A 23,041-nucleotide genomic window follows, 5' to 3' on the forward strand; every position below is an offset into this window, starting at 1 on the left:
ACTGCGCTCCCACCGGATCGCCCCCTGTTGGCAATCCCCTGTCCGCGGTGGGGAACCCTGATGGCGTCGTTGCTGATGCATCGGGATGGAACAGCAGGCACCGTGGAGGACACCATGGGGAGTGCGAAGACGTGCCGGAATCGAGCCATCCGGTGGCTTTGCCCTGCCCCTGGCCATGGGCACAGCCCTGGTGCTGCTGCTGAGTGGACTGTCGATCCAGACCACTGCCCTGCAGGGGCAGGCCGTCCTGGTGGCGGCCAGCCGATCGCGGCAGGCGGAGGATGACCTGGCCTCGGCGGCGGAGCAGCTGGTGGCCACCCTGGTGCAGCAGCATCCCTGCCTGCTGCCTCTGTCCCTGGCGGACTGGTCCGAGAGCGGGCTCAGCTGCACGGATCCGGCCAGTCGGGAGCACTTGATCGCCGCGACCATCGATCTTCCGGATCAGCCGGCCATGGGCTATCGCCTGCTGCACTGGCAGCCCAGCGCTGACCTGGCAGCCGAAGCGCCAGGGTCGGGCGAAAGGCAGCTGGTCCAGACCCTGGAGCTGGAGCTGGCCGGAACCGGAGCCGGCGGGACCTCCCCAAGGGCCCAGTTCGTGGTGATGCTGGCTCAGGACACCGCCACTGAAGCCTGGCGGGTGCAGCGACTGCACGAGCTGGGCCTGCGGGGGACGCAGCGATGAGCCTGCTCGAGACCACCGTGGCCGCCGTGATTGTGTCCGGCGCCGCGAGCTGCTCCCTGCACCTCTGGGGCCTGGGTACCACCTGGAGCCAGCGGATAGATCAGCAGCGCCTGGGTTCCACCCGTCTGGAGAGCGAACTGGTTGCCAGCCTGGCCCGGCTCCACAACGCTGCCGGGCAGATGGATCCCGCACTCCCTTGCCCGGAGGCTGCGGAGCGGGCCCTGGCTCTGCTGACCCAGACCCCGGTGACGGAGGAGGGGGTGCAGCGGACCGTGCAACAGCGAGGCGTAGCTCTGCTGCTGCAGCTGAGCAGCACCGAGCCGCCCCTGAAGCGTCAGCGACTGCTCCATCCGATCGCCCTGGGGCTTTGCAGGAGCCAGCCACGGCAAGCCTTGCCGGCCCCCCCGCCGGACCCTCCCTTGGACCCACCGGTGGATGTCGATCCAGCCACCACAGATCCAGCAGTGACAGATCCAACACCCACAGACCCAGCGTCCACCGATCCAGCGACCAGCAATCCATCAGCGCCTGATGCAGCCGCCAAGGATCCAGGCTCAGCAGGATCTGGCACCGACTTGAGCGCCACCTCGAGCACCGACCTGGCCAGGGGCACCGTCGCCTTGAGTCAGACGACAGCGGGAGGGAACGATGGCACTCCCTAGGCGCCGCTTCTGGCCAGAACCGGATTGGCGCGCTCCGGCAGCAGGCTTCAGCCTCGCGGAGCTGCTGGTCACGGTGGTGGTGCTGTTGCTGCTCGCAGCTATGGCGATCGGAGGGGCCCAGGGCTCGCTGGCCACCTTGCGGGTGGAGAGCGCGGCGCGGCGGGTGCTGCTCGGGCTCAGTGAAGGGCGCGCCGGCGCTGAGCGACGTGGTGAACCCTGCGCCCTGAGCCTCACGGCCGATGGCTGGCAGGAGCCTGCGGCGGGCAGCCTGCCGGCCTGCCGGGAGGGGCGCATCGATCTGACCGAGGCCATCGATGGCGGGGCCATCCGCCTGGTCGACAACCTGCCGGAGCTGGTGCGATTCAGCAGCAATGGCCTGGTGCTCGACGGCGGCACCGTGGTGCTCTCCGCCGATGGCACGGAGCTACGCCGCTGCCTGGTGATGGCGCTGCCTCTGGGGGTCGTGCGCCTCGGCCGCTACGGCGGCGATCCCGGAGCCACGCCGATCAGCGACCAGTGCCGACCGGATCCCACCCTGTGACCACCATGCAACGCCTCCGATGCCAGCCATCTCCAGCCACCGCCTTCACCCTGCTGGAGCTGCTGCTGGCGCTCAGCCTGGGCCTGCTCCTGTGTGGCGTGATCGTGCAGGGTCTGCTGGCTGAAGGGCGCAACAGCCAGCGCTTTGGCCGTCATCTCCGGGAGCGCCAGTCGCAGTGGCGCTCCCTCGAACTGGTGCGCCACGACGTGCGGCAGTCCACCGCTGCAGAAGCAGGGCCCGGCGACGCCACCGCCACCTGCGGACTGGCCGGCCGCACGGCGGTTCTGCAGCTGCAGGCGGCCCAGGGCCGGATCACCTATTCCGTCGGGGCCGCGCCGAGTGCGATCTGGCGCGGCCGGGTGCTGATGCGATGCGGTCCCGCCTTCGGGTTATACGGCGAACTCAGCAGCGGTGATGCCCAGAGCCGCGTGGTGATCGATGGGCTGCCCCGGGACGGTGCGGGGTTCACCGCGCGCCTCGATGGCCGTGGCGGCCTGGAGCTCACCCTGCGCCAGGCCTTCGATCTGGCGGAGGGCCGCACCCAGGACCTGGAATCGAAGCTCACGGTGGCGGCGCCCTGAGGCCCCTCAGGCTGCGCTGTCGTCGTGGGCGAAGCGGCTGTCGAGGAAATCGAGTGCCTGGTTGCGCAGGCCGTAATCGATCCGATCCTCCATGATTCCTCGCGGTTCCTGGGCCGCGGGAAGGTGATCTCAAGAATCTCACCGATCTTCGCCGAGGGGCCGTTGGTCATCACCCCCATCCGATCAGCCAGGAACAGCGCCTCGTCGATGTCATGGGTGATCATCAGCACCTCCGGCCGGATCGCCAGGGCCCGGGCGATCGCCACCCGTTGCTTCATCCCACCGGAGAGCTGCGGGATCTTTGTCTCGGCCGCTTCGGTAAGCCCCACCATGGCGAGGTGCTCCCGGTTGATCTCCTTCTTCTCACGCGCCGACAGATCTGGCTTGACCGAATCGATCGCCAGGTAGACGTTCTCGTAGGCGGTGAACCAGGGCAGCAACGCATAGCCCTGGAACACCACCATTCGATCGGGGCCGGACCTGGTGATCCGGTTGCCGTGCAGCACCACCTGGCCATCACTGGGAGTGGAGAAGCCCGAGGCCATGTTCAGCAGGTTGGAGTTGCCGCAACCGGCGCGGGCGATCGCCCGCCCGTTTCGCACCCTGCTGCAGCTGGATCTGGAGCGGCCCGTGGGGCTCGACACCGATCAGCTCGGCAGCTTCGATGGGCGGCGGCCACGGCCAGGGGGAGCGGAGGACGCCTGCCGCCGCAAGGCCCAGTTGGGCATGGACATCCTCGGCCTGCCGCTGGGCCTCGCCAGCGAGGGCAGCTTCAGCTCACACCCGGCTCTGCCCATCCTGGGGCCGGCCTGAAGCTGATGGTGTTCCTGGATCAGGACCACGATCTGGAGATCTGGGAGCGGCTGGAGATGAACCAGGGACTTCCCTGCGGCTGGTGCGGATGGCCCACCTCCCTGGCCCGCGCCGAGCGATTCGGCTGTGTCAGCTACTCCCACACCGCGGAACGTCCCCGCTGCGTGCGTGGAACCCGCGCCGCCGTCAGGACGATCTGATACGTCGGAATCCCGGCCATGTGCAGGTACACAGCCGGGATAGAAAACGGACCAGATCAGATCAGATCAGAACTTGTGATCGCGCAGGGCTTCCACCTGGTAGATATAGGTGATGATCGAGTAGTCAGCGTAAAACTTGGCTTCGATCTCATGGGTGATCTTGTCGGCCAGCTCGCGGGTGCCAGTGAGCACCTCGATTTTTACATTGGAGAGAGTGTGCGAGACGACTGGATCTCCCGTGGAGCGCACATTGCGACTACCTTCCCCACCAGCTGAATTTACGGTATAGCCGGTGGAACCTGCCGCCTTGATGAGCTTGATGAGTTTCTTGGAGAGGATTTCCTCCGCAACGATCACCAGCTTCCAGACTTGTTGACTCATGACTTTGACCTCCGAGCGGTTGTAGTTGTGAAGGGTTTAAGACTGAGAACTATCTTAAAGACCGAGCATCATCTCGGCAATCCCAATGAAGAGTGGGATGCAGATGGCGATCGCCACCGGCGTGCCGATGGCCGTGGAGGCGCCGATGTAGGCGGAGGGGTTCGCCGAGGGAATGCCAGCGCGCAGCGTTGGCGGGCCCGAGATATCCGAGCTCGACGCGGCGATCACCGCCAGCACAACAGCGCCACCGATGCTGAAGCCCGTGATCTTGTGAATGACAAGACCAAGACCGAAGGCCAGAAAACCGTGCAGGATGGGTGCGATGAAAGCGTAGATGGCAAACCACTGGGCAACCTTGCGCAGCTCATTCATGCGCTGGGCGGCCTCCATCCCCATGATGATCATCAGGATCGCAAGGAAGCCGCGGAACAGAGGGTTGAAGAAGCTCTCATAAACGGGCTCAGGCTTGGTGAGAATGCCAAGGGCCACACCCAGAAGCAGCGATGTGACGGCAGAACTCTGCACGCTTTCCTTGATGATCGGCCAGATCTCTACTTTCTCGGAAGCGTTGCCGGTCTTCTTGCTGAGGTAAACGCTGGCCACCACGATCGCCGTCACCAGGGCCGGGATGTCCATGAAGGGATAGAGGGCCGCCGTCCATGCTTCATAGGGGATCTTGGCGGAATCCAACTGGGGCAGCACCGCCGCAAGAGTGGAGCCACTGACCGCGCCGAACAGGCCACCGGTGGCCACGGCGTCAGGCACCTTGATGCCTGGCATTTTCCCCAAGGTGTAACGACCGATGAACACGATCACGATACCAAGCGCCACAGCAGCGAGTGCCGGGAGGAAGATCTCGGTGGGGTTGGAATTGCGAATGGCGATGCCTCCGCTCAATCCGATCTTCAGCAGCAGGAAGAAGGTGATGAACCTGTAGATCGAATCTGGAATGGCCAGCTGGCTGCCGAATGAGGCGACGACCATGCCACCAATCAAGAAGCCAAGTGTTGGAGACTGAAGCTGCTTGATGAAGAGTGTAAGAAATTCGGCCAATTTAATCCTCTTGATGTGTTGACGACTAGGACTGCGGAATGTGTAGGTTGTCGAGCAAGACGAGCCAGCCACTGCCAGGCCAGGCCTCGGTGTTGCTATCGGATTGACGGGTGGATGAGGACATCCAAAGCCCGAATCAGGCTCCCTTAGGAATCAAGCATGGGTCACCGTTGCGGCGGTCGGGAGACGTTAATACCCGGGGACGACCACTGGGTGGTTGTGTTCCGCAGGATTGCGGATGCCATTGATAAGGTCAGACAATCAATCCAGTCAATCCTGGCTCTTGAGCCACAAGCACCCGATCTGGATCGGCCACCCTTGTCTGAATCTGGTAGTGACGCGACCCCAATCAGGGATCCAGCTTCCATGAGTACAGGTGGGGAGCATCAGCCTTGACGATCCCAGTCATGGATCACCATCACCTGGGGATCGCCCGACCCTGGCGAGCTGCCTGTCGCAGCTGATCAGCCCGGCAGGATGACGCGGTCGATCACGTGCACGATGCCGTTATCGCAGACGATGTCCGCCGAGACGACCGTGGCGTTCTTCACTTCAAAGGGTTCGACGCTGCGAATTGGTACCGGGGCCCCTTCGAGGCTCTGCCACTCCGGTTGATCGACCAGATCGGCACGGCAAAAGTTGCCGCCCAGCACGTGGTATTTCAGGATGCGGGCCAGCTGGGGCGGATTGTCCACCAGCGTCTGCACGCAGCCGGGCGGGAGGGCTGCGAAGGCATCGTCCACCGGTGCGAACACCGTGAAGGGCCCCGGACTCTCCAACGCAGCGGTGAGGCCAGCCACCTCCACCGCGGTGAGGAGAGTGGCGAAGCAGCCCGCGCTGCGCGCAGTCTCGATGATGGAGGCCATAGGTGTAAGAGGAGGTAACGGATTCAGCGATAGTCCTGGGTCTGGACCTGGGGCAGGCGCGCCTCCGGCCTGAGGAAACGGTCCATCTGCGCCTCGAAGAAGCGTCGGTTGGCCAGCAGGTGCTCCGGATTGGTGTCGTCGAGCGGATAGAGCAGGGCACAGCGCAAGGCCTGGATCACCGCCGAGGTGACGTTGTACATCGAGCGCTGAAAGGTGATGCCCAGCTGAACCAACTGGTCTTCTTCACTGCGGCGGTGCTTGCGGTAGAGCTCCTGCAGGTAGGGGGGCAGGAAATGCAGCATGTCCTGCATCAGCAGGGTGGGGGGGATGCCCGCCGAACCCACCGGAAACACGTCAGCATAGAGAATTCCGTAGTGGAAATCAGCCTGATCGCTCGGCACCTGTCCAGCCTGGGCGTTGTAGCTCTTGGTGCCTCGGAAGGGTGATGTGCGGTAGAACACTGCTTCCACATACGGGAGAGCAGCTTCGTAGAGCCAGGTGAATCCTTCGCTTTTGGGGATGACTTCAATGCACTCCCCATCCACATAGACGTGGTGGTAGATCGGCCTTCCTGCCACCGCAAAGATGCCATTCACCAAAAAGTCCATGGCATCGGGAACGCCCTGGAAGCCACCTTCATCGTAGATGTCGCTCATTTCGAAGAAGACCGGCGCCATCACCTCCCAGAACAGGCCGAGATTGGCGGTGTAGCTGGCCTGCTTGCATTGCTCCAGAAACATCTCTGGGAACAACTTGTACAAGCCCAGCATCACGGGGTTGCGCTTGAAGTAAGCACGGATTGCTCGGTCAGCATTGGCACGGTAGGCCTCCGATTCGAGATAGTCGTTGAAACGCCCCCCCATACCCTGGTGCCAGAGCATGGCCCGCATGCAGGCCTCGGCGAACTCCATATTCACCCGGTCGTGCCAGAGGTGATGGAGCAGCTTGGGCATGCGGAAGGTTTCGCCCTTCTCCATGAAGGCCAGCAGTTCCGGATGCGCCTTCTCTCCACCTCGCCAGATCCTCAGAGACGACTGATCACCCGCATAGGAATTGGGTCGATCCAGATACTCCTGTGAGATCAGGTATTTGAAGGCGGGCAGGGGCTGGAGGAACACCTGCTCAGCGATGTAGAGCAGATCGCGCCAGTAAAAATCCATCGGCACGGCATAGGCCTTGTAGATGCCGATGATCTGCATCAGGTTCTCCGGCGTGTCCGGCAGCATTGAGCCGCCGGCCTCAAGCCGGTGAATCACCTCCGCGTAGGGATGGTTGGAAGGGGGGATCAGGGGGGTGGTGGCCGGGGCGCCGGCCTGAACGGGAGACGTGCTCATGACGGCAGAACGACCGAGGGGGTAGCGGAGGGGGCGGCCGCTGAGACGAGGCCGGAGGGCACCATGGCCAGCGAGGCGGGGGCGATTGAGTTCGGGATGATCAGGGGGCGGACCGCCAGGGCGGCGGTATCGGCCTCGCTCCAGCCCACCAGGGCCGTAGGCCAGATCCCGACAGCGATCACCAGCAGGGTGAGCGCCAGGGCAGGGGCCCTTTCGCTCCAGCAGGTCGACTGCCAGTCGGCGCGCTCGTTATCCAGACGGCCGAAGCCCACCCGGTTGAACAGACGCACGGCATAGACGGCCGTGAAGCCTGAGGCCACCAGACACACCAGGGTGGCGCGGGGGAAGGCGGTCCAACTGCCTTCGAACACCAGCAGCTCGGCAGGGAAACTGGCCAGACCCGGAATGCCGGCGGCTGCCATCAGGGCAACCAGCAACATCCCCAGGGTGAACGGCAGGCCCCGCAGGGGATTGAGCAGACCGGAAAGTTCGGGTATGGAGGAGGTGCCGGTCTTGCGCTCGATCAGCCCCACACAGGCAAACAACAGAGCCAGAATCAGACCGTGCGCCAGGATCTGGGCCACGGCTCCCTGCAGGCTGAGGGGCGTTGCCGCCGCCAGGGCCAGGACCAGCAGACCCATGTGGCCAAGCGAGCTGTAGGCCATCAGGCGGCGCATGTCGCTCTGGGCGATGGCGTTGAGGGCGCCATACACGGCACTGATGGCGCCCGCAGCGGCGATCCAGGGCGACCAGCTCACCCAGAGATCGGGCAGATCACCCACCGCGAAACGGAGTAGCCCGTAGGCGCCCAGCTTCGAAACCGCACCGCCCACCACCATCACAACCGGAGTGGGGGCCTGGCTGTAGGTGAGCGGCTGCCAGCCGTGCAGCGGCACCACCGGCAGTTTCAGGCCGAAACCGAGCAGCAGCAGGGCCAGGATCCAGCGCTGGGCGGTGGGGGAGAGATCAGCGTTGCTGAGGTCGTCGTAGCCGAAGCTGAAACCGTTGGCGTTGAACCAGCCGAAGGCGAGCACGCCCGCCAGGAGGGCGAGGCCGGAAACGGCGCCATAGAGGAGGAAACGGATCGCAGCGCCGGCGCGCCGCTCACCTCCCCAGATCGCCACCAGCAGCGTGGTGGGGATCAGCACCAGCTCGAAGGCGAGCACGAACAGCAGGGCGTTGCGGGCCAGGAAGGCGCCCATGACCCCCAGGTTGGTGGCCAGCAACAACGGAAAGAACAGCCGGGGCCGCAGCTGATCAGCCGGTGCCGAGAGGATGGCGGCCGTGGAGAGCAGGCTGGTGAGCAGGATCAGCGGCAACGACAGACCATCCAGCCCGAGATCGAGCTGAAGACCCAGCTGGGGCACCCAGTCTTGATGGAGATCAGCAGGGGGCAGGCGCCAGCACAGCAGACCCACCAGCAGCTGGGCGGCCGTGGCCGCAGCCGCAAGGCTGCGCACCCGTACGGGCTGCCCCTCGGGAAGCAGCGGCAGCAGCAGGCCGGCGGCCAGGGGGAAAGCCAGCAGCAGCAGGAGAACGGAGGGTGCCATCAGCGGAGAGAAACGAAGGGCACGAGGGGCTGGCTGGCCAGCAACCAGGCGGACATCAACAGAACCCCCAGCAGCAGCGACAGGGCATAGGCCTGGGACCGGCCGGAGGTGGTGAGACTGAGGCGCCGGGCGCCTTCGAGGGTGGCTTCACCGGTACCCTCGCTGAACCCATCCACCAGACGCTGATCCGACCAGGCGCTGAGGCGGGCCAGGGTCAGCACCAGCCCCACCACGGTGCGGTGATAGAAGCGCTCGGTCTGCATGTCGTGGGCGAGCCAGTCCTGCAGGCCCCCAAGGGCTGCCGGCAGATGGGCCAGGGGATGGGGCCGCAGATAGAAGAGGGCCGAGAGTCCACCCCCCAGCAGGGTGGAGAGCAGCAAGGGAACCGCCAACGGACCCCAGCCAGGCAGGGGCGTGAGGGCAAAGATGCCGTTCCGCACCAGCAACTGGGGCATGTGCAGCACCAGACCGGTGAGGAACAGCGTGGGCAGCACCATCAACCAGAGCCCTTCCGGAGAGCGGACTGTGAAGGGGGTGGTGCGGCCTCCCCAGATCTGGCCGAAGACCCTGATCAGCCCCGCGCTGATCAATGCATTGGTGAGTAGCACCAGGCCGCTGAGCAGCAGGGGATGGGTACTGGCGGCCGTGAGGGCCAACAATTCCCGCAGCGCGGCAAAGCCGCCGAACGGAGGCAGACCGATCAGGCCGAAGGCACCAACGAGGAAAGCGATGCCCATCAGGGGCCTGCGGCTCCACAGCCCACCCAGCTGGGTGAGGTCCTGGGTGACGTTGCTGATCACGATGGTGCCGATCGACATCAGCATCAGGGCCATCGGCAGGGGATAGACCAGCAGAAGATGGTCGGCAACAGTGATGCCACTCAGTCCCACAGCCACAAACAGCAAACCCAGCCAACTGCTCACCAGGAACGACAGGGCGCGCTTCACATCCACCTGGGCCAGGGCGATCAGGGAGGCCACCAAAGCGGTGGTTCCCCCGACGACCACCAGCACGGCCTGGACGAGCGGGCTGAGTTCGATCAGTGGTTCCAGGCGCAGCAACACCCAGGCACCACCGACCACGACCACCGAATTGCGCAGCACGGTGGAGGGAATCGGACTCTCCATCGCCTCATCCAGCCAGAGATGGAGCGGGATCTGAGCACACTTTCCCATCGGGCCTGCAATCAGGGCCAGAAGGATCAGGGTGAAGGCCGCCGGCAAGCCATCACCAGAGGCGGCCTGGGCCGCCGCCCAGGCCTGGAGGCCATGGAAATTCCAGGTGCCGGTCATCGGTAGCAGCGCGATCACCCCGGCCAGCAGGATCAGGTCCCCCACCCGCTTGGTGAGGAAGGCATCGCGGGCTCCCTTCACCACCAGAGATTGGTTGTACCAGGTACCAACAATCAGATAGGTACCGAGGGTGAGCAATTCAAGGATCACATAGCTGAAGAACAGCGAATCGGTGAGAGCAAGCCCGCAGAGGCCGGCCTCGAAGAAACTCAGACAACCGAAAAAGCGGGGCCAGCCCCAGTCCATTTCCAGATAGGCAATCGTGTAGATCTGCACGAGAACATGCAGGCCTGTGATCACCGTCATCGCAATCAGCGACGGTTCGCTGATGATCCCATCAAAGCCGATACGCAGTCCGGCGGTCGACAGCCAGGTCCAGCTGATCGTCAGAGGTCGATAGAGGGCGGCGGCGCCAGCCGCGGCATTGGAATGCAGGGCGATCAGGGCGAGCACGCTGTGGACGAACGACACGCTCACCATCAACAGGTTGAGGTAACCGCACGGCCTTGGCCCGGTTCGGGCGATCCCGCCCGACGACCAGGCCAGCGAGGCCAGGGCGGCGAGAAGGGGGTAGAGAGGAATGAGCCAGGCCGTCTGAGCCAGGAAGACGCTCATCGCAGGGGAGTAGGGGGAAGGAAAAGCAAGGCAGCCATGGACATCCAGAAGTGGTCAGACATTGGCCAAGGCCCTGGCCACTCTGGAAGCCGCCTGGAGTGATCGGGTGGATGACACATTCAAGCCTGAATGAGGTGCCATGCGGGAGTTATCGACAACACTTCACCCCAGCAAGGTGATCGGGGCCAGGCGAGGAAAAAGGGAGACAGCTTGTTCAGGCCTTTGGCATCGGTTGGACAACGGCAATGATTGGCCGCTGATACTAAAGGGGTGCCGCTTGATCATGGGTGGATTGGCAGCGAGAAAATCCTATGTCTGCATCAAGGATTCGTGATCAGAAGATTTGTGATCAGGTGTCCTGATCACCGCCTGCGCTGAGCGGTGGGACGATAGGGGTTGGTTCCGCGCTCCACCCTTGCCTTGCCCTTCCTGCGGTTGTCGTGTGGCGGCCCGCTCCAGACAGGGGGTGGGTGGTGGCCGGGACAGCCTGATCTGTGCCGATTGCGGTCGGCCGCTTGAAGGGATGGGGGAGAGACCGCCCCGGGGTTTGCGGTGGAACGATGGCCTCATGGCGGCATTCGCGGTTGTGGTGGTCGTGGTATCGATCACCTTGATCACCACGCTCGAACGCCTGGATCCCGCGGGGATGGGACAGCCCACCACCGAGGAACCCGCGTTCCGCTAATCGAGGCCTCGACCACGGCGATCCCGCCAGGTTCTCAGCAGCACCAAAGCCACCCGGGCCACCACGACGAGCACGGCCAGCACCAGCACAACCTGGATCACGTGGGCGAAGGGGGCGATCCGGGCCGCGGCCTGCTCGTAGTGCTCGCCCAGGGTCATGCCGGCCAGGCTGAGAAAGAGGATCCAGATCAGACTGCCGGCCCCGCTCCAGAGCAGGAAGGGCAGCTGAGGCATCAGCTCCAGACCGGCTGGAACCGATACCAGAGTGCGCACCCCCGGCAGGATCCGGCCCCAGAACACCACCGCATGGCCGTGGCGCTGAAACCAGCGGCGACTGCGGGCCAGATCGTTCGGATGGAGGCCGATCCAGCGCCCATGGCGAGCCAGCAGGCGTGCCAGCCGCTCTTCACTGATCAGGCGACCGACCCCGTACCAGAGCCAGGCGCCGAGCAGGGTGCCGCTCAGGCCGGCCACCACCACCGGCAGCAGCGCCAGCTTCCCCTGGGCTACGAGAAAACCGGCGAGCGGCATGATCAGTTCGGACGGAATCGGTGGAACGACGTTCTCAAAGAACATCAGCATGCCGATCACCAGATAGCCCCAGAGCTGGTTGGCCTCCACCGCTGCGCTGATCAGATCCGGGAGCGTTTCGATCAGAGCCTGCACGGCGTGTTCCCGGGGAGGAGCCTTGGGTTCGGGAGCCAATGCCCCGTGCCTGGAGTTTGGCGCCCCAGCGCTGAGGAGCGATCCCAGAATTCAGCTCTTCACAACCTCCGCATGACCGCAGACTCCCGCCCTCCCACGTCCCTGGAGGCGCGATCATCGGCCCGGAGGCCTGGGGCAGGTGGTGTGCGGGTTCTGCAGTCCCGCGGCTTCATCATCTTTCTCACCCTGCTGATTCAGCTGGCCGACTGGCTTTCTTCGACGCAGGTGGTAGTGGGTTATCTCTTTGTCGTTCCCCTTCTGCTGGGAGCGGAGCGTCGCGGACGGGCCGAAGCGATGCGCTATTTCCTGCTCTGTTGCCTGCTGACGCTGATCCCTCTGAAGCTGGGGCTGCACACCGCAGCCTGGCCGGCGTCCCTGGCCTGGCGGCCGCTGGCCTCCCGCCTTCTGGCCTGCCTGGCACTGGGGGTCACCACGGAATTATGTCTCCGTAATCGACGCCTGCACACCCGCCAGCTGGCCATGGAGGTGCGTCTGGCCCAGGCCGATCTTCGGCACGATCTGATCGACACCCTGGCCCACGATCTCAAGACCCCGGTGCTCGGAACTCTGGCCACCGCCCGACTGATGCGCCAGGAGCTTGATCCTGATGGGCTGAACGACCTGCAGCTGCGCGGCCTTGTCGCGATCCTGAGCAGCCAGGAGCGCTGCCTTCGGCTGATCGAGGACCTGCTGCAGATCTTCCGCGCCGATATCGACGGCCTGCCTCTCCATCGAGAGCCCCTGAACGTGATCGGCCTGGCACAGGACGCCATCGAAGCCGTACGCCCCCTGGCAGAGGAACGGTCGATTGTGCTGGAGCTGCGCCTCCCGGCTGGGCAGGACACCCTGACCTGGCTGTGCGATGCCGCCATGGTGCGTCGGTTAATGGAAAACCTTCTTCTCAATGCGATCGGCCACTCCCTCCGCCGCGATGTGATTGCCCTGGTTCTCGTCGCTGTGGACAGTGAACTACGCCTTCAGGTGCTGGATCGTGGTCCCGGGTTTCCTGCAGAGTCCTTGGCCCAACTATTTGATCGTTTCTACCGCGCTGATCCCGATCGACGCGGCAGTGGCCTGGGTCTCTACCTGTGCCGCCAGATCGTGGAGGCTCACCATGGCCGGATCACCGCCACCAATCGCCCCGAAGGTGGAGCCCTGTTCGAGGTCGTTCTGCCGGCAGAGGTGCCATCGTGGCGTGAGGTTGACACCAAGTCTCTTGAAGCTCCTGCTGATTGAAGACGACCAGGCCTACAGCCTCGGGATCGAGACATTCCTGCATCGCCAGGCCTTTGTGGAGGACGTGCGCACCACGGCCGATGGAGAACGGGCTCTGGAGCTGCTGGCCGAAGCGCCCGTGGATGTGGTGATCCTGGATATCGGCCTTCCGGGCCTGGGTGGCATGGAGGTCTGTCGGCGGATCGTGTCAGGTTTCGGGCTGCCGGTGCTGATTCTCACCAGCCAGGACGATGTCAGCTGGGTGGGGCGGCTGTGGGAGATGGGGGCTTCGGGCTATCTCCATAAGGCCGTGGCCCTGGACCATCTGGAGGTGGCCCTACGCAGCCTCAGCCAAGGCGCAAGCTGGTGGGATACCACCGCCACAAGCGCCCTGCGCGAACGCAATCAGGGTCTGCAGCAGCTGAAAGCCAACGTCACAGCCTTGCCGCCGCTCACCCGCCGGGAGGGGGATGTGCTCGTCTGCCTCGCTGATGGCCTCACCAACAATGAGATCGCTGCCCATCTGGGGATCACATCTGGAACGGTGCGCATCTATCTGCAGACGATCTTTCAGAAGCTTGGGGTGACAAACCGCACCCAGGCTGTGCTCCGCTATCTCGGTCGCTCTGAGGAGGGCGTCAGGGTCTGAACCCAGCGCTGCAAAGGTTCAAGGCTCCATGATCCCCGGCTCAGAGGATCTGGTCGAGGAAGCGGCGCGAGCGCTCATGGCTGGGGGCTGTGAAGAAGTCTTCAGGCTCGGCTTCCTCCACCACCCTCCCTTCCGCCATCAGCACCACCCGACTGGCCACCTGCCGGGCGAAGCGCACCTCGTGGGTCACCACCACCATGGTCATCCCTTCGCTGGCAAGGTTCTGCATCACATCCAGCACCTCCCGCACCATCTCGGGATCAAGGGAACTGGTGGGTTCATCGAACAGCATGATCCGCGGTTCCATGCAGAGGGAGCGGGCGATTGCCACCCGTTGCTGCTGGCCGCCCGAAAGTTGACCGGGATACTTCTGGGCCTGTTCGGCGATACCGACCCGCTCCAGGAGTTGCAGGGCCTGACGACGCACCTGTTCGCGGGAACGACGGCGCACCAGCACCGGCGCCAGCATCAGATTGTCGAGCACCGTGAGATGGGGAAAGAGATTGAATTGCTGAAACACCATGCCCACCTCACGCCGGACCGTATCGATCTGCTGCAGATCGTCCGTGAGGGCGATGCCATCCACCTCGATCGTGCCCTTCTGGAAGGTTTCCAGGGCGTTGAAGGTGCGCAGAAAGGTGCTCTTGCCCGACCCCGATGGCCCCATGATCACCACCACCTCCCCCCGCCGCACTGAGAGATCAACGCCGCGCAGGGCGTGAAAGCCATTCGGGTACCACTTCTGCACTCCCCTGGCCTCGATCATCAGGGGCATGGACCGGCCGTCGCCCTGAGGATTCGGGGTGTCCAGAGATTGCGGCAGCGGTGGAGTCATCGGAAAGGCACCGAAGCGGTGAAGGATGGGGGGAGAGCCGAGAGGCTGATCTGGGCTGCTGGCTCAGGGTGCATCAGCGAATGCTGGAAATGCGTCAGCGGGAGCTGCCGGTGATGTGGGGATCCAGGCGACGTTCCAAGGCCCGGCTGCCCAGGCCCAGAGCTGCGCAGCAGATCCAGAACAGCACCGCCAGCGTGAGATAGACCTCACCGTTGCGGCCCAGGAAGGCGGGGTTGGCCATCACCGTGCGGGCGATGCCGAGCAGTTCCATCAGGCCGATCAGCGAAAGCAGTGTGGTGTCCTGCAACAGAGAGATGAACTGCCCAACCATTGCCGGCAGGGCCACCCGCAGGGCCTGCGGCAGCACAACCCGCTGCATCGCCAGCCAGTAGGAGAGCCCCAGGCTGCGGGCCGCCTCAAGCTGTCCGCCAGGCACCGCTGCCAGACCGGCCCGCACAGCTTCCGCCAGGTAGGCCGCGGCAAAGAGGGTGAGCACCCAGGCGGCCCGCCAGACCCGATCGGCAGTGAGCCCCCCGGGGAGCAGGAATCCGAGGATGTTCTGGCCCAGGAACAGCAGGGTGATCAGTGGCGCCCCGCGGATGAACTCGATGTAGAGCACCGATCCCCAGCGCAACAGCGGCAGCTCGCTGCGGCGCCCCAGGGCCAGGAGCACCCCCAGGGGGAAACAGAGCAGGATCGCCAGGCTGGCTTCCACCAGGGTGAGCAGCAGGCCACCCCAGGCGGTGGGATGCACATCGATCAGGCCGATGCCGCCGTTGATCAGGCCAAGCCCCACCAGATAGAGCACGGGCCAGAGCAAGGGCACCAGGCGCAGCACCGGTGGAGGCAGTCGCCGTCCCCAGCGGCCCGCCAGCCAACGCAGGGCCAGCAACAGGGCTGCCAGGCCCCACCAACGGCCGGCGATCGACGCCGACAGCTCCAGGAACCAGGGTGTCCAAAGGGCCAGGAAGGTCAGCAAGGCTGCGGCAATGCGGTCGTTACGGGGCCAGAGCTCGCCCCTTCGATCGGCGCGGGGGTAGGCGCGCAGCAGCCCCCAGCTGAGGCCGGCGGCGGCCGAGAACAGGGTCGTGATCAGCCAGAGCCGCCACTGCTCGGCCTCCGGGTAGCGCCCCACGGCGAACAGGGTGCTGTTCAGCCGGATCACCGCCCACTCGGCCTGGCTGAAGGCCCAACGCAGGAAGCCCGCCCCTGCCAGCAGCAGCAGGGTGATCAGGCCGATGCTGAGGGCTCCGTCGGCGGGGCTGGAAAACAGCTCGCGCCGCAGCCACAGCAATGCGGAGCGGGACGGATTGGCGGCGGAGCGCGCCGGATGGGCGGGGGAGTGAGTCATCAGCGCTCCTTGATCTGAACGAGGTGATTGAGCCCGTTCATCAGCGCCGAAATCAGCAGATCCAGGATCAGATACGCCCCCATCAGCAGCACCACCACCTCCACGGCACGACCCGTCTGGTTGAGGGTCGTTTCGGCCACGGAATAGAGATCGGCGTAGCCCACGGCCACCGCCAGCGACGAATTCTTGGCCAGGGAGATGTACTGGGTGTTGAGGCCGGGAATGATCACCCGCAGCGCCTGGGGCAGCACGATGCGGCGCAGGGTGGTGAACCAGCGCAGCCCCAGGGAGGCCGCCGCCTCCCACTGACCCCTGGGCACGGCGGCGATGCCACCGCGCACCACCTCGGCAATGAAGGCCCCCGAATAGATCACCAGACCCGTGATCAGGGCGGAGAACTCCACCGACAGCCGCAGGGGGGCCTGCCAGACGCCATTGACCAGCTGGGGCCCGGCCCAGCGCAGACCCTCAGCGAAACCGGCCACATAGAGCCCCGACTTGGCCAGCACCACACCCGGAATCTGCAGGGCAGCCGTGCCGTTCGGCAGGGTCAGGAACACCACGAAATACCAGAACACCAGCTGCAGCAGCAGCGGGATGTTGCGCACCACTTCCACGTAGGTCCGCACCAGGGCCCGCAAGAGGCCGTTACTGCTGAAGGCCGCCATCCCCGCCGCTGTCCCCAGCAGGGTGGCCCCCACCAGGCCGGTGAGCACGGCGCGCAGGGTGTTCACCAGCCCTGCCAGCAGGCCCCGCCAGTAGGGCATGGCCGCATCAAAGGGCAGCAGCGATTCGGCAATGTCAAAGCTGGCGGGCTGCCCGAGCCAGCGCCAGCTCAGCAGCATCCCCGCCGCCGTGAGGTTGCGGATCAGATTGCCCAGCAGAAAGGCGATCAGCAGCAACACCAGCAGGGCGACCAAGATCTGGATCACCCAGGGCAACACCCGGCGGTTGCGCCACCAGGCGATCGTCACCGGCTGGCGCGGTGGGGGCTCGGCCGCCGGCATCAGCGGAAGGGGGGCGAGTAGATCAGGCCGCCATCCTTCCACTGGCGATTGAGGCCGCGATCCAGCTTCAGCCTGGAGCCAGGACCGACATTGCGATCAAAGATCTCGCCGTAGTTGCCGCTCGCCTTGATCGACTTCACCACGAAATCAGCCGGCAGACCCAGCTGGCGGCCGAAATCCCCTTCCACACCCAGGAAGCGGCGCAGGTCCGCCAGGTTCGCACTGGCCTTGGCCTCGGCGAGCTTGGCGTCCACGTTGGCCTGGGTGATCCCCAGTTCCTCCGCCTGCATCAGGCCGTAGACCGTCCAGCGCACGGCATCGGCCCAGACCGGATCGCCATTGGTGGTGGCGGGGGTGAGGGGCTCCTTGCTCAGCACCTCCGGCAGCAGGGTATGGGCGCTGGGATCGGGGAAGCTGGTGCGCTTGCCCGCCAGCTGCGAGCGATCGGAGGTCACCGCCACGCAGCGCTTACCCAGATAGGCGGCGTAGGTCTGGTCACTGGTCTGGAACTTGAGCGGCGTGTAGGGCACCTTCAGCTCGCGCATCCGGTCGGCCAGGTTGAGCTCGGTGGTGGTGCCGCTCTCCACGCAGATCGGCTTGCCAGCCAGATCTTTGAGACTGTTGATGCCACTGCCCGTCGGCGCCATCACCCCCTGGCCGTCATAGAAGGTGGTGGGGCCGAAGCTGAGCCCATTGCCACCAGCCGAGTCGCGACTCAGGGTCATGGTGGTGTTGCGCGACAGCAGATCCACCTCACCGCTTGCCAGGGCCGCAAAGCGTTCGGTGGAATTGAGATCGCGGTATTCCACCTTGGAGGGATCACCCAGCAGGGAGGCTGCCACCGCCTTGCAGACGTCCACATCGAGGCCGCTGTAGGCACCGCTGGACTCGACGAAGCTGAAGCCGGGCAGCTTGCCCTCGACCCCGCAGATCAGCCGCCCGCGCGCCTTGATCTGAGACATCTTCGGGCTTTCCAGACCGGTGGCGCCCTCCGGAGCGCAGGCCGTGAGCAGAGGAAGGCCCGCCAGCAGGGCCGTCACGGCCAGACCCAGGCGCCTAGAGACCAGGCCGGGAGCCTTCCCAAACAGGGGTCGGACCGCCTTGGCAACGGTGATGGAGCGCATCAGGGGCCGGAAACTCTCCGGATCTTCTCACGCATTCCCCCTACAGCAGGTTCAGCCGCTGCGTTGCTCTCGCCAGCGCAGCATCTGCCAGACGAGAAAGACCAGCACCAACGGCAGCACGGCTGCCACCACCACGAAGCGGAACGGATCCGCCATGGCGGGGGCGCTGTTGCTGAGGATCTGTTCAGTGAGGTAGAGGCCGTAGAGCAGCACAAGGATGCCGCCCTCCAGCCGCGTGATCACCCCCTGGGTCCAGAAGATCGGCAGGCAGGCCAGGGTGGTGAGCACCATGATCGGCAGATCGCGGCTGATCATCACCGGATCCACCCCCAGGCCGCGGCCGCCGGACACCGTGGCGCAGATCCCGAGGATCAGGAACTGGTTGAGCAGGTTGCTGCCCACCACATTGCCGATGGCCAGATCGGTCTTGCCGCGGTAAGCCGCCACCACCGAGGTGACCAGCTCCGGCATCGAGGTGCCCGCCGACACGATCGTCAGGCCGATCACGGTATTGCTCACCCCGAGGCCCACAGCGGCGGCGGTGGCTCCATCCACCAGCAGCTTGGATCCCCCCACCAGCAGCAGCAGTCCCGCAGCGAGCCGGGCGATGGCCACAGGTGTGGAGCTGGCCTCGTTCTCCTCCATCCCATCGGCCGACTCCTCCGGGTGTTCGCTGGCCGTGCGACTTTCCCAGACCAGATTGATCACGGTGCCCACCAGCAGGGCGACGCCGGCCTGCCAGGTGAGGCGACCGCCGGAGGCCATCCCCCACACGGCCATCGACACCCCCAGCAGCAGAGGCACATCGCGGCGCACCAGCCGACTCTGGACGCGCAGTGGCATCACCAGGGCACTGCAGCCGAGCACCACCAGCACGTTGAAGATGTTGCTGCCCACCACGTTGCTCACGGCCAGGGCATCACCGCCGGCACCTCCCTGCAGGGTCGAGAGCAAACTCACGAACAGCTCCGGGGCGCTGGTGCCGAGCGACACCACGGTGAGGCCAATCACCAGCTGGGGAATGCCCAGGAGCAGGGCCACTGCCACCGAACCAGCCACAAACAATTCACCGCCGCCGAAGAGCAGAAGGATGCCGCCGACGATCTGCAGGGAACTGATCAGGAAGGGCATAGCAGCCGCGGCCATGGGGCCATGCAGTGCGGCGATTCTGAAGGGCGTCGCTCCTCGATTCCATCAGCAGCTCTCATGCACCCAGAGCCGCTTCTAGATTATGGATTGTGCAAAGTCTTCGGCCGGGCAGTCCCGACCACGAGGACAACCCTCAAGATCCAGCAGCCGATGGAGCAGTCGATCGAACCCGTGGCCCAGGCAGAACCCGAGGGGGGCAGGCCCTGCTCCATTGCCCACGTCATCGCACCGGCAAGGGTTCTGCGCGGTCCAGGGGCGTGGCTGGACTCCCTCGACGCTGTGGCGACCCTGACGCGCCGGCCCCTGCTGCTGGGCCGCAGCAACGCCACCCAGTCCCTACGCGCCTCCCTGCTGGTGGATCTTCAGGGTCATGGTTGTGCCCCCACCTCTGCGGAGCTGCAGCACGACTGCTGCGAAGAGGATCTCGAAACGATTGCGCTCCAGGCCCAGGCCGCCCGCTGTGACGGCGTCATCGCCGCTGGAGGCGGCAAGGTTCTCGACGCCGGCAAGTTGCTGGCCGATCGTCTCGGTCTGAGCTGCGTCACCGTTCCCACCAGCGCCGCCACCTGCGCGGGCTGGACAGCCCTGGCCAATCTCTACTCCCCCACTGGAGCCTTCCAGGGTGACGTAGCGCTGCAGCGTTGCCCCGATCTGCTGGTGTTCGACCATCGGCTGGTGCGGCAGGCGCCGCTGCGTACCCTCGCCAGCGGCATCGCCGATGCGGTGGCCAAGTGGTACGAGGCTTCGGTGAGCAGCGGTGCCAGCCAGGACGGTGTGACCCAGCAGGCCGTGCAGATGGCGCGGGTACTGCGTGATCAGCTGCTGCTGGAGGGTGTGGAGGCCCTGGCCCAGCCGGGCGGTGCCGCCTGGGACCGTGTCGCCGAGGCCTGCGGCCTCACCGCTGGCCTGATCGGTGGCATCGGCGGTGCCCGCTGCCGGACAGTGGTGGCCCATGCCGTTCACAACGGACTCACCCAGCTCCGGGCCAGCCACGGCGCCCTCCATGGCGAGAAGGTTGGGTTCGGGATTCTGGTGCAGCTGCGGCTTGAGGAGGTGGTGGGCGGCAGCCAGCTCGCCGCCCAGGCGCGCCGCCAGTTGCTGCCGTTCTTCCGCGCCCTCGGCCTGCCGGTGACCCTGGAGGATCTGGGCCTGGCCGGAGCCAGCCTGGTCGATCTGCAGTCGGTCTGCGCCTTCGCCTGCCAGGAGGGTTCGGATCTGCACCATCTGCCCTTCCCCGTTGGCGAGGAGGAACTCCTCGCAGCCTTGGTGAGCACCACGGTGTGCCGGGCGCTGGCAACAGATCGGCTGTCAGCTGAGCGGCCGTCAATGTGACCCAGCTGCTGAAGCCAGCGGCTGGTGCCGTCGGGGGGGAAGCGCTGCTGCAGCAGGCGGCGCTCAACCTTCTGGATCCCGAGGGGCGTTCCCTGGCCTCTTCAGTGCAGTGGTGGTCGCTGCCTGGTCTGGGGGATGACGGCATGGCCTGGCCCGTGGCGGTGCTGGGGCAGGGGCCGCCCCTGCTTGCTCTCCACGGCTTCGACAGCTCCTTTCTGGAGTTCCGGCGATTGGCGCCGTTGCTGGCCAGGCGGCACCGTCTCTATATCCCCGATCTGTTCGGCTTCGGTTTCAGCCCCCGCCCATCCAAGGGGGATTATTCCCCCCGCGGTGTGCTTCTCCATCTTGAGGCGCTGCTGGAGCGCATCGCTTCATCCAGTGCAGCAGGTTCTGATGCGTCGATCAGCCTGATCGGGGCCTCCATGGGTGGATCGGTGGCGGTGGAGCTGGCGCGGCGCCACCCGGCTCGGATCGATCGCCTGCTGCTTCTGGCTCCAGCCGGGCTGACGGGAAGACCGATGCCCCTGCCGCCCCTGCTCGATGGCCTGGGGGTGCGCTTTCTTTCCCTCCCAGAGGTGCGCCGTGGGCTCTGCCGCAGTGCATTCGCCCAGCCGGACCGAGATGTGGGAGAACCGGAGCTGGAAATCGCCTCCCTGCATCTGCGCACTCCTGGCTGGGCAGAGTCGCTGCGTCGCTTCGCGCGCTCCGGCGGCTTCGCCGGCTGCGGCCAACCCCTGCCGCATCAGCCCATCCGGGTGCTCTGGGGCGCCGACGACCGCATCCTGAGGTCACCGCAGAAACGGGCTGCCCTGGCTCTTCTTGGCGATCGGATTGTGGAGCTGGAGGCCTGTGGCCATCTTCCCCACATCGATCAACCCCTGCAGGTGGCGGACACCTGGTGGTCCATGGTCGAGACCCCATCGCTGCGCAGGGATCCAGAGCAGCCCATGCAATCCAGTTCAGAAAAGCAGCCCGTGGGTGACCCTTGATGAGCAGCACGTCTCCCCTGCCCGAATCCCCCCAGGATCCCCCTACTCCTGCTCCCCCTTCCGCAGGGGCGGCCAACGCTCCAACCGAGAAGGAGTCCGGTCCTGTCATGCAACTGATCGCCACCGGTCTGCAGCTCTGGATCCGGCAGCAGTGCGAGTCGATCGAGAGCCTCGATCTTCAACTGGAGGGCTCGGCCCTGCAGCTGCTGCGCGGCCGCCTCAGCGGTGTGCGGCTGATGGCGCGGCGGGTGCGCTACCAGGATCTCGAAATCGAACTGGTGGAGCTTCGTGCCGACCCGATCCGGGTGGCCGTCGGCAATGTGCTGAAGGGGCAATCAGTCCAGCTGGAGGATCCGTTCGGAATTCGTGGCCAGGTGGCCTTCACCGCTGAAGGGCTCTCCCGTTCCCTCAGCCGGCCCCAGTGGCGCTCCCTCGGCGACTGGCTTAGCGAGCAGCTGCTCGGCCTGGTGCCGCTGGTGCGGCTGCGGATCCAGCAGGACCGGCTGGTGCTGGCCGCCCAGGCGGTGGGTCAGTCCGGGCTGCTCGAGCTGGAGACTGACCTGCAGGCTGTAGGGGGCACCGTGGAGATCCGTGCCGTGGACAGTGGCATCCGGGCACGCCTGCCGATGGACCCCAACATCACGATCGAGCGCGCCAACCTCGAGGGGGGCATGGTGCAGCTCCACGGCCGGGCGCAGGTCTCACCCTGAGCGGTTCCACACGACTGGCCCATCCACGCACCGACAACCGGCAGGCTGATGCCTAACCCACGCTGGCTCAACCCGGCGGATGAAACTGCTGCATCAACAGGCCTCGCTGATATTCCAGAGACAGGCCCTCGAGATGGGAACGGGCCTGCTCGTGCAGGCGTGGATCCACCTGATCAAGCACATTGCCCGGTGGCACCTTCATGCGCAGCACCAATCCCAGCGCATCAAACAGTCGGACCTGGTCGCTCTGCCAGCCCTGGTAGTCAGCGGCAAGGGCCATCAGAGCATCCGCTGAGGCAGCCCCATCGTCGACTTCAGCCCGCATGGCCTGCACCTGAGCCAAGCGCGCCGATGTGACCAGCGCATGGGCTGCGGCGAGGGCGGCCAGGGCATCGCTCACTTCCCTTTTGAGTACGGTCATTTCCCTGTTGAGAACGGCGTTCTCCACCGAAAGCGGTTCCCGCAGGGCAGGGCATTGGGCGGCGGCAGGCGAGATGGCCTTGGTCAGGGAGCCCACTGGCAACGACGCCGGACCCGTCGGGGGTGGAGGCGGATCGAGGGCTTCTCCCCAGGCGAGCAGCACCCGGCCAAGGCGGCGGCGTAGTCCACGCAGCGGACCGGGAATGGGGTTCCGGATGGCGGAGGGCATCTGACGTCTTTGGCGATGGAGCTTCTGGATGGTTCCAATCTGACCGGTTTCGCCGAAGGATGACCAGGGCGG

Annotated in this window: 25 protein-coding genes and 1 pseudogene; 12 read left to right on the forward strand and 14 right to left on the reverse strand. The window is 65.4% G+C overall.

The window, feature by feature from the left end:
• Window positions 1-121 precede the first annotated feature (121 nt).
• Genes H8F26_RS10400 through H8F26_RS10415 form a run of 4 tightly spaced genes read left to right on the forward strand, consistent with a single transcriptional unit; the run spans window position 122 to window position 2,466 of the window.
• Window positions 122-682: a hypothetical protein gene (locus tag H8F26_RS10400; protein WP_197153883.1), complete on the forward strand. Its 561-nt coding sequence runs from the start codon at window positions 122-124 to the stop codon at window positions 680-682.
• On the forward strand, window positions 679-1,344 hold the full coding sequence (locus H8F26_RS10405; RefSeq protein WP_197153884.1) for a hypothetical protein: 666 nt from the start codon (window positions 679-681) through the stop codon (window positions 1,342-1,344). The genes H8F26_RS10400 and H8F26_RS10405 overlap by 4 nt, the downstream gene beginning before the upstream one ends.
• Entirely contained in the window at window positions 1,331-1,885 is a 555-nt protein-coding gene (locus H8F26_RS10410) for a GspH/FimT family protein (RefSeq protein ID WP_197153885.1), read from the forward strand. The genes H8F26_RS10405 and H8F26_RS10410 overlap by 14 nt, the downstream gene beginning before the upstream one ends.
• Window positions 1,886-1,890: 5 nt before the next feature.
• Window positions 1,891-2,466, forward strand: a complete 576-nt coding sequence (locus tag H8F26_RS10415; RefSeq protein ID WP_197153886.1) for a prepilin-type cleavage/methylation domain-containing protein — start codon at window positions 1,891-1,893, stop codon at window positions 2,464-2,466.
• Between the two features lie 6 nt (window positions 2,467-2,472).
• On the opposite strand, the pseudogene H8F26_RS10420 reads toward H8F26_RS10415, so the two are convergent.
• Window positions 2,473-3,050: pseudogene (locus H8F26_RS10420) on the reverse strand (ATP-binding cassette domain-containing protein); the annotation flags it as partial.
• Between H8F26_RS10420 and H8F26_RS10425 the strand changes: the two are divergent.
• Window positions 2,992-3,279 carry a hypothetical protein gene (locus H8F26_RS10425; protein WP_197159362.1) on the forward strand — a complete coding sequence of 96 codons (288 nt, stop codon included), beginning with the start codon at window positions 2,992-2,994 and terminating at the stop codon, window positions 3,277-3,279. The pseudogene H8F26_RS10420 and the gene H8F26_RS10425 overlap by 59 nt on opposite strands.
• Window positions 3,280-3,284: 5 nt before the next feature.
• Complete coding sequence (locus tag H8F26_RS10430; RefSeq protein ID WP_197153887.1) at window positions 3,285-3,479, forward strand: hypothetical protein; 195 nt, start codon at window positions 3,285-3,287, stop codon at window positions 3,477-3,479.
• Window positions 3,480-3,545: 66 nt separating this feature from the next.
• Here H8F26_RS10430 and H8F26_RS10435 read toward each other — a convergent pair whose 3' ends face one another.
• The 6 genes from H8F26_RS10435 to H8F26_RS10460 form a co-directional block, all read right to left on the reverse strand.
• Complete coding sequence (locus H8F26_RS10435; protein WP_197153888.1) at window positions 3,546-3,860, reverse strand: hypothetical protein; 315 nt, start codon at window positions 3,858-3,860, stop codon at window positions 3,546-3,548.
• A gap of 54 nt (window positions 3,861-3,914) precedes the next feature.
• A complete protein-coding gene (locus tag H8F26_RS10440) occupies window positions 3,915-4,913 on the reverse strand; it encodes a sodium-dependent bicarbonate transport family permease (RefSeq protein ID WP_197153889.1) in 999 nt (332 codons plus the stop codon).
• Between the two features lie 464 nt (window positions 4,914-5,377).
• Complete coding sequence (locus H8F26_RS10445) at window positions 5,378-5,779, reverse strand: fasciclin domain-containing protein (protein ID WP_197153890.1); 402 nt, start codon at window positions 5,777-5,779, stop codon at window positions 5,378-5,380.
• Window positions 5,780-5,802: 23 nt separating this feature from the next.
• Window positions 5,803-7,113 carry a CO2 hydration protein gene (locus H8F26_RS10450; RefSeq protein WP_197153891.1) on the reverse strand — a complete coding sequence of 437 codons (1,311 nt, stop codon included), beginning with the start codon at window positions 7,111-7,113 and terminating at the stop codon, window positions 5,803-5,805.
• Window positions 7,110-8,663, reverse strand: coding sequence for an NADH-quinone oxidoreductase subunit M (locus tag H8F26_RS10455; protein ID WP_197153892.1), 1,554 nt, complete (start codon window positions 8,661-8,663; stop codon window positions 7,110-7,112). Before H8F26_RS10455 ends, H8F26_RS10450 begins: the two co-directional genes overlap by 4 nt.
• On the reverse strand, window positions 8,663-10,570 hold the full coding sequence (locus H8F26_RS10460) for an NAD(P)H-quinone oxidoreductase subunit F (protein WP_197153893.1): 1,908 nt from the start codon (window positions 10,568-10,570) through the stop codon (window positions 8,663-8,665). The genes H8F26_RS10455 and H8F26_RS10460 overlap by 1 nt, the downstream gene beginning before the upstream one ends.
• 442 nt (window positions 10,571-11,012) lie before the next feature.
• Here H8F26_RS10460 and H8F26_RS10465 point away from each other — a divergent pair, with 442 nt between their 5' ends.
• A complete protein-coding gene (locus H8F26_RS10465; RefSeq protein WP_197153894.1) occupies window positions 11,013-11,255 on the forward strand; it encodes a hypothetical protein in 243 nt (80 codons plus the stop codon).
• On the opposite strand, the gene H8F26_RS10470 is transcribed toward H8F26_RS10465, so the two are convergent.
• Entirely contained in the window at window positions 11,252-11,959 is a 708-nt protein-coding gene (locus tag H8F26_RS10470; RefSeq protein WP_231605133.1) for a DedA family protein, read from the reverse strand. The genes H8F26_RS10465 and H8F26_RS10470 overlap by 4 nt on opposite strands.
• A gap of 72 nt (window positions 11,960-12,031) precedes the next feature.
• On the opposite strand from H8F26_RS10470, the gene H8F26_RS10475 reads away from it, so the two are divergent.
• A complete protein-coding gene (locus tag H8F26_RS10475; RefSeq protein ID WP_197153895.1) occupies window positions 12,032-13,195 on the forward strand; it encodes a sensor histidine kinase KdpD in 1,164 nt (387 codons plus the stop codon).
• A complete protein-coding gene (locus H8F26_RS10480; RefSeq protein WP_197153896.1) occupies window positions 13,176-13,823 on the forward strand; it encodes a response regulator transcription factor in 648 nt (215 codons plus the stop codon). Before H8F26_RS10475 ends, H8F26_RS10480 begins: the two co-directional genes overlap by 20 nt.
• Before the next feature lie 40 nt (window positions 13,824-13,863).
• Here H8F26_RS10480 and H8F26_RS10485 read toward each other — a convergent pair whose 3' ends face one another.
• From H8F26_RS10485 to H8F26_RS10505, 5 genes are all read right to left on the reverse strand, one after another.
• Window positions 13,864-14,598, reverse strand: coding sequence for an amino acid ABC transporter ATP-binding protein (locus H8F26_RS10485; RefSeq protein WP_304623193.1), 735 nt, complete (start codon window positions 14,596-14,598; stop codon window positions 13,864-13,866).
• A gap of 154 nt (window positions 14,599-14,752) precedes the next feature.
• Window positions 14,753-16,009 carry an amino acid ABC transporter permease gene (locus H8F26_RS10490; RefSeq protein WP_197153897.1) on the reverse strand — a complete coding sequence of 419 codons (1,257 nt, stop codon included), beginning with the start codon at window positions 16,007-16,009 and terminating at the stop codon, window positions 14,753-14,755.
• Window positions 16,009-17,016: an ABC transporter permease subunit gene (locus H8F26_RS10495; protein WP_197153898.1), complete on the reverse strand. Its 1,008-nt coding sequence runs from the start codon at window positions 17,014-17,016 to the stop codon at window positions 16,009-16,011. Before H8F26_RS10495 ends, H8F26_RS10490 begins: the two co-directional genes overlap by 1 nt.
• Window positions 17,016-18,140 carry an amino acid ABC transporter substrate-binding protein gene (locus H8F26_RS10500; RefSeq protein ID WP_197153899.1) on the reverse strand — a complete coding sequence of 375 codons (1,125 nt, stop codon included), beginning with the start codon at window positions 18,138-18,140 and terminating at the stop codon, window positions 17,016-17,018. Before H8F26_RS10500 ends, H8F26_RS10495 begins: the two co-directional genes overlap by 1 nt.
• Window positions 18,141-18,191: 51 nt before the next feature.
• Window positions 18,192-19,271, reverse strand: a complete 1,080-nt coding sequence (locus tag H8F26_RS10505; protein ID WP_197159128.1) for a calcium/sodium antiporter — start codon at window positions 19,269-19,271, stop codon at window positions 18,192-18,194.
• Window positions 19,272-19,439: 168 nt separating this feature from the next.
• On the opposite strand from H8F26_RS10505, the gene H8F26_RS10510 reads away from it, so the two are divergent.
• The 3 genes from H8F26_RS10510 to H8F26_RS10520 are packed head-to-tail and all read left to right on the forward strand — an operon-like array spanning window position 19,440 to window position 22,320.
• Entirely contained in the window at window positions 19,440-20,621 is a 1,182-nt protein-coding gene (locus H8F26_RS10510) for an iron-containing alcohol dehydrogenase family protein (protein ID WP_197153900.1), read from the forward strand.
• Complete coding sequence (locus H8F26_RS10515; protein WP_370594613.1) at window positions 20,618-21,610, forward strand: alpha/beta fold hydrolase; 993 nt, start codon at window positions 20,618-20,620, stop codon at window positions 21,608-21,610. The genes H8F26_RS10510 and H8F26_RS10515 overlap by 4 nt, the downstream gene beginning before the upstream one ends.
• Entirely contained in the window at window positions 21,610-22,320 is a 711-nt protein-coding gene (locus H8F26_RS10520; protein ID WP_197153901.1) for a DUF2993 domain-containing protein, read from the forward strand. The genes H8F26_RS10515 and H8F26_RS10520 overlap by 1 nt, the downstream gene beginning before the upstream one ends.
• Before the next feature lie 67 nt (window positions 22,321-22,387).
• Here the strand turns inward: H8F26_RS10520 and H8F26_RS10525 are convergent, their stop codons facing one another.
• Entirely contained in the window at window positions 22,388-22,969 is a 582-nt protein-coding gene (locus tag H8F26_RS10525) for a hypothetical protein (protein WP_197153902.1), read from the reverse strand.
• Window positions 22,970-23,041 lie beyond the last annotated feature (72 nt).

The sequence above is a fragment of the Synechococcus sp. CBW1006 genome (assembly GCF_015840525.1).
Lineage (GTDB): Bacteria > Cyanobacteriota > Cyanobacteriia > PCC-6307 > Cyanobiaceae > CBW1002.

Bases quoted from the DNA above. Each gene is read 5' to 3' on its own strand.
- H8F26_RS10430 (WP_197153887.1), top strand. From the start codon at position 3,285: ATGGTGTTCCTGGATCAGGACCACGATCTGGAGATCTGGGAGCGGCTG.
- H8F26_RS10500 (WP_197153899.1), bottom strand. From the start codon at position 18,140: ATGCGCTCCATCACCGTTGCCAAGGCGGTCCGACCCCTGTTTGGGAAG.
- H8F26_RS10510 (WP_197153900.1), top strand. From the start codon at position 19,440: ATGGAGCAGTCGATCGAACCCGTGGCCCAGGCAGAACCCGAGGGGGGC.
- H8F26_RS10490 (WP_197153897.1), bottom strand. From the start codon at position 16,009: ATGACTCACTCCCCCGCCCATCCGGCGCGCTCCGCCGCCAATCCGTCC.
- H8F26_RS10445 (WP_197153890.1), bottom strand. From the start codon at position 5,779: ATGGCCTCCATCATCGAGACTGCGCGCAGCGCGGGCTGCTTCGCCACT.
- H8F26_RS10405 (WP_197153884.1), top strand. From the start codon at position 679: ATGAGCCTGCTCGAGACCACCGTGGCCGCCGTGATTGTGTCCGGCGCC.
- H8F26_RS10485 (WP_304623193.1), bottom strand. From the start codon at position 14,598: ATGCCCCTGATGATCGAGGCCAGGGGAGTGCAGAAGTGGTACCCGAAT.
- H8F26_RS10450 (WP_197153891.1), bottom strand. From the start codon at position 7,113: ATGAGCACGTCTCCCGTTCAGGCCGGCGCCCCGGCCACCACCCCCCTG.
- H8F26_RS10415 (WP_197153886.1), top strand. From the start codon at position 1,891: ATGCAACGCCTCCGATGCCAGCCATCTCCAGCCACCGCCTTCACCCTG.
- H8F26_RS10455 (WP_197153892.1), bottom strand. From the start codon at position 8,663: ATGGCACCCTCCGTTCTCCTGCTGCTGCTGGCTTTCCCCCTGGCCGCC.
- H8F26_RS10525 (WP_197153902.1), bottom strand. From the start codon at position 22,969: ATGCCCTCCGCCATCCGGAACCCCATTCCCGGTCCGCTGCGTGGACTA.
- H8F26_RS10475 (WP_197153895.1), top strand. From the start codon at position 12,032: ATGACCGCAGACTCCCGCCCTCCCACGTCCCTGGAGGCGCGATCATCG.
- H8F26_RS10460 (WP_197153893.1), bottom strand. From the start codon at position 10,570: ATGAGCGTCTTCCTGGCTCAGACGGCCTGGCTCATTCCTCTCTACCCC.
- H8F26_RS10435 (WP_197153888.1), bottom strand. From the start codon at position 3,860: ATGAGTCAACAAGTCTGGAAGCTGGTGATCGTTGCGGAGGAAATCCTC.
- H8F26_RS10495 (WP_197153898.1), bottom strand. From the start codon at position 17,016: ATGCCGGCGGCCGAGCCCCCACCGCGCCAGCCGGTGACGATCGCCTGG.
- H8F26_RS10505 (WP_197159128.1), bottom strand. From the start codon at position 19,271: ATGCCCTTCCTGATCAGTTCCCTGCAGATCGTCGGCGGCATCCTTCTG.
- H8F26_RS10410 (WP_197153885.1), top strand. From the start codon at position 1,331: ATGGCACTCCCTAGGCGCCGCTTCTGGCCAGAACCGGATTGGCGCGCT.
- H8F26_RS10520 (WP_197153901.1), top strand. From the start codon at position 21,610: ATGAGCAGCACGTCTCCCCTGCCCGAATCCCCCCAGGATCCCCCTACT.